We start from the raw sequence: 4762 nt of genomic DNA, 5'->3' as shown, positions 1-4762 counted from the left end.
CAGACCGCCGCACGCCGCCGCCCGCGCGATTCGAGCAGCCCCGCCGCACCGATCCCGAGCGCGCCTGCGACCAGCAGCAGCCCCGCGATCGCCATGACGTTCTCGCGCCGGCGCTCCGCTTCGATACGCGCCTGTTCCAGCGCGCGTTCACGCGACAGCGCCGCCTGCGTCGCCACATCGCGCCGCGCCGCCGCCGCATCGGCCGCCGCGCGCACGTCGGCGTCGCTGTCCTGCCGCAACCGCTCCTCGATCGAAGTGCACGGCGTTCCGACCGCGCTATAGGGCTGCTTCGCCTCGCGCAGGAATGCGGCGAGCTCGGTGTCCGCGATTGCGAAGCCGAACGTCGAATCGCCCTCCTCGCCGCGGGTGATCGCGGAATTGACGCCGATCACCCGCCCGCACCGGTCGAGCAGCGGGCCACCCGAATTGCCGCGCGCGATATTGGCGGTGTGCAACAGCACCTCGACATCGCTCAGACTGCGCCGGCCCGAGAACACGCCCTCCGACCGCACCGGGCTGGTCGGCCGGATATAGTCCGCGGCCGAGCGCGCGGTGGCGAGGTCGACATTGCCGGGAAAGCCCAGCGACACCACCGCCCCGCCCTCATCGATCGGTCCCGTATACAGCGCGGTCTGCGGCAGGCGCGCGCCGGTGAACTCGATCAGCGCCAGATCGCGCTGCACGTCATAGGCAATCACCTTGCCCTGATAGGATTTGTCCCCCTCAGTCGGCACAACGCCGACGACGACATTGTCGGGATAGCGTTCCGCCAGCTCGACGACATGCGCGTTGGTGACGATCCGGTTGGGCGCGACTGCGAAGCCGCTGCCATGGCCGAAGCCGACGACCTGATCGTCGACCACTGCGATCGTGACGACACGCACGACCCCGCGCCCGGTCGCGCTGATATCATCGGCGCTGGCGGGGGCGGCGATGCCGATGAGCGCGGCGAGCGGAAGGACGAGCAGGGTGAGCAGGCGGATCAGCATTCGCCTCCCTTATCCGCCCGCGCGCCGCGGCAGAACCCGTTTCCGGACGCCGCGCGGTCGCCGACCGATTGGTTAGCGAATTGGCAAGGCTTCGCCGGTAACCCCGGCATTAACGATCGAGGGACTGGTGCATGAGCGCGTTCGGACGACGCAGTGGGATGAGTGGCGGAACGGCAGCGCGGCCCGCGTTCGGCGTCGCGCGACCGATGCAGGGCGGCGGCCCCGCCCCGCGACCCGATCCCGAAGGCGGCGCGCAATTCCCTGCGCTCGACACCCTCCTGCCGATGCCCGGCGAGACCGAGGGCGGCGTGCCGATCGGTCAGGTCGACGCGATGCAGCGACTCGCCGATCGCCAGGCCGCGTCGGGCGATGCGGGCGCGAGCAAGGTCGAGGGCTTCGAACAGTCGATCCACAAGATCAAGGAACAGGTGCTCCCCCGCCTGCTCGAACGCGTCGATCCCGAGGCCGCGGCAACGCTCGGCAAGGACGAGCTGGCGGAGGAATTCCGCCCGATCATCGGCGAGGTGCTCGCCGAGCTGAAGCTGACGCTCAACCGCCGCGAACAGTTCGCGCTGGAAAAGGTGCTGGTCGACGAGCTGCTCGGGCTCGGGCCCTTGGAGGAACTGCTCGCGGATCCGAACATCACCGACATCATGGTGAACGGCCCCGAACAGACCTATGTCGAGCGCAAGGGCAAGCTCGAGCTCGCCCCGATCCAGTTCCGCGACGAGGAACATCTGTTTCAGATCGCGCAGCGGATCGTGAACTCGGTCGGCCGCCGCGTCGATCAGACTACCCCGCTCGCCGACGCCCGTCTCAAGGACGGCAGCCGCGTCAACGTGATCGTGCCGCCGCTCAGCTTGCGCGGCACCGCGATCTCGATTCGTAAATTTTCGGCCAAGCCTATCACGCTCGACATGATGGCCGGGTTCGGCAGCATGAGCCCCAAGATGGCGACCGCGCTCAAGATCGCCGGTGCATCGCGCTTCAACGTCGTCATCTCGGGCGGTACCGGCTCGGGCAAGACGACGATGCTCAACGCGCTGTCGAAGATGATCGACCCCGGTGAGCGCGTGCTGACGATCGAGGACGCGGCCGAGCTTCGCCTGCAGCAGCCGCACTGGCTGCCGCTCGAAACGCGCCCCGCCAATCTGGAGGGCCAGGGCGAAATCAGCATCCGCGATCTCGTCAAGAACGCGCTGCGTATGCGCCCCGACCGGATCATCCTGGGCGAAATTCGTGGGTCCGAGTGTTTCGACATGCTCGCGGCCATGAACACCGGTCACGACGGCTCGATGTGCACGCTCCACGCCAACTCCCCGCGCGAGGCGCTCGCGCGTATGGAGAACATGGTGATGATGTCGGACATCAAGGTGCCCAAGGAGGCGATCTCGCGTCAGATCGCCGATTCGGTCGAGCTGATCATCCAAGTCAAGCGCCTGCGCGACGGCTCGCGCCGCGTCACCAACATCACCGAGGTGATCGGCATGGAAGGCCCCGTGATCGTCACGCAGGAGCTGTTCAAGTTCGAATATCTCGACGAGAGCGCGGACGGCAAGATCCTCGGCGAATACCGCTCGATGGGCCTGCGCCCCTACACGCTCGACAAGGCCAAGCAGTTCGGCTTCGACCAGGCCTATCTGGAGGCCTGCCTCTGACCCCCGTCGACTGCACTAACGGCAGGTGGTCGAGACCGTGCTAAAACTTCCCATTCTGCTCACGCCTATTTGCGGACATTCGGATCAAATCTATCATCTCTGGTATGGTACGAACCAAAAGATGCGTTGCCGCGATCGCCACGGCTTGGTTGTTCCTATCAAGCGTGCCCTCGGACGCCCGACTTCCAAATTTTGACCAAAGATCGGTGCCGCCTGCGCCCCCGGCTGAATACGACCCTATATCCGGTCCGTTTTTGGCTCGAATAGGCCGGAAAGGCGAGCTCGATGATCCGGGGGTGATTGCCAATGCTACAGCGTCTTGGGACGGACCGAATTTATCTGCCTTTGTATTATGCTTTCAACCGGGAGCCGATCGTGACGGCTGGCAGGTTGCGTTTGAGGCCCTTCACAACGTTTCGGTTGAGCTCAAAATGCAGGGCGCGGTGACAGTCGTTATAGACGGGAAGCGGATATGTGATGCGGCTCCTTCGCCCTCAATGGGAAGCAAGCCACACGTTGAAATCAAAGGCGTAATTCGCGGTTAGGGCCGTAGGCTTCATTTCCGCGTCCCTTTCCGTCCCGGACATTCCTAATGAAAAAATCAAAAGTTCTGCATTCAAACAGCAATGGTAAGTGAGCGAGTGACACCCTCTAGCGCACGAGCCTACGCGTGTTAGGCTACTGCGATGCTTGTTCGCGCTATACTGATAATCGTTGCCGGGCTGATCGGGGCCTCTGCGACCGCACAAACCTCCGATTCCACCACCGCGATGATGCCAAAGCCGGTGTGCTCGGGTCACCTTGGGGAATCTGTTGCAATCAACGCCGCTCCCCTAACAGTCGAGATGCTGGGGGGCAGCTATCGGGCACATCCCGGCTGGCCACATCCCGGTGAGGCACGCGTGGATCAGCTTCGCTATAGCTCGGCGGTGATGCTGCGCTCGGATGACCCACGCTTCACCGACTTTGACCTCTCTCCTGGCCCAGTGCACTCGCGAACATCGGGATGCTGGTTTTCATGGACCAGCATCCAAGGGAAGAGCGGTATTGCAGGCATTTCCAACGCTGGCATCGGAAGGAGCGGTTATGTGGATGGTTTTGTCCCGGCGCGGCCTGCCGTGACCCCCGATATCGTTGGATACAGTTTCGTCGCAGCCGATGACAACGTACATAGGGACAGCTACACTTGGATTGGGGTATGGAACGCCAAAGGCTTGGCAGAGCGGTCGCGGGTCGTCGCCTTCGACGGCAAACGGTTCCTTATCCTTGCAACATTGCCCGTCCGGTTAGGAGCTATTTCAAAACTGCCCGACCTTCATTCTCAAGCCTATTTTCTAACGCTGATCGGTGAAGGCAAGCTTGGTCAAAACGTAGCTTGGATAAGACTAGTCTGGCCCTAACCCATCGATATACGGGTGCCGCTAATGATCCTAAGCCTACCCCCCCACGTAAACGATCAAAGATTTCGCATCAGCCAAGGAATGGCAGGAAACGTAGGCGCTCACCGATGCAAAAAGTTGATGCATTGGCGGGCTCGTTCGGCGGTGGGTCTCCCACAACGCAGCCGCGAAAGCCGTGAGTCCGCTTTCCTTCCCTTCAAATCCATCTGCCCCACCGTCCGCGTGCCTAGCTTGTAAGGCCCCGCCAACGCGCTAGGGACGGTTGCACATGCGTATGCTTACCCTCGCCATCGTCCCGCTGTTGGCGGCCCTTAGCATCGCGACGCGGCAGCCGGCATCGCAGGCCGTGGCCGCGCCCATCCAGGCGAGTTCTACCCCAAGCACCTCGCCCGCCGACCGTGACCAGGGCGTCGCCCGTCTTGCCGCCGATACCGAGACGCGCTGGGTGACGTTCGACCTGACGCCGGGCAACCAGATCCGGTTCGCGATGCAGATCGACGGGCGCAGCATCACCGCGATCCTCGATACGGGGGTCAGTTATACGTTGCTCGCCGACACCTCCCCCGCGGTCGTCCGCCGCGCGCTGAAGCCGGGCGGGCGGGCGAGCGCGATCGGCGGGTCGGTTGCGCTGCGCTGGATGCCGACGCGGTCGATCGTGCTCGGCGGGCTGACGCGCAGCGGCGGCGGCGTCAGTGTCGCCGCCCTCCCCGCGCTC

The 4762-nt window shown here is 64.0% G+C and carries 3 protein-coding genes and 1 pseudogene; 3 read left to right on the top strand and 1 reads right to left on the bottom strand.

Annotated features, from left to right (window positions below):
* Positions 1-989, bottom strand: a 989-nt coding sequence (locus sphsw_RS08730) for a S1C family serine protease (protein WP_031440269.1), incomplete at its 3' end; no start/stop codon positions are given.
* Positions 990-1120: 131 nt separating this feature from the next.
* Here sphsw_RS08730 and sphsw_RS08725 point away from each other — a divergent pair.
* From sphsw_RS08725 to sphsw_RS08720, 3 genes and pseudogenes are all read left to right on the top strand, one after another.
* Entirely contained in the window at positions 1121-2647 is a 1527-nt protein-coding gene (locus sphsw_RS08725) for a CpaF family protein (RefSeq protein WP_166746812.1), read from the top strand.
* 686 nt (positions 2648-3333) lie between these two features.
* Complete coding sequence (locus sphsw_RS19350) at positions 3334-4047, top strand: hypothetical protein (protein WP_152555451.1); 714 nt, start codon at positions 3334-3336, stop codon at positions 4045-4047.
* A gap of 268 nt (positions 4048-4315) precedes the next feature.
* A pseudogene (locus tag sphsw_RS08720) lies at positions 4316-4762 on the top strand (hypothetical protein); the annotation flags it as partial.

It is taken from the genome of Sphingomonas sp. FUKUSWIS1, assembly GCF_000733135.1.
In the GTDB taxonomy this organism is placed as follows: Bacteria; Pseudomonadota; Alphaproteobacteria; order Sphingomonadales; family Sphingomonadaceae; genus Sphingomonas; species Sphingomonas aerolata.
This window is presented reverse-complemented; position numbering and strand designations above follow the sequence as displayed.

Coding starts and splice junctions, on each gene's coding strand:
- sphsw_RS08725 (WP_166746812.1), top strand. CDS start 1,121: ATGAGCGCGTTCGGACGACGCAGTGGGATGAGTGGCGGAACGGCAGCG.
- sphsw_RS19350 (WP_152555451.1), top strand. CDS start 3,334: ATGCTTGTTCGCGCTATACTGATAATCGTTGCCGGGCTGATCGGGGCC.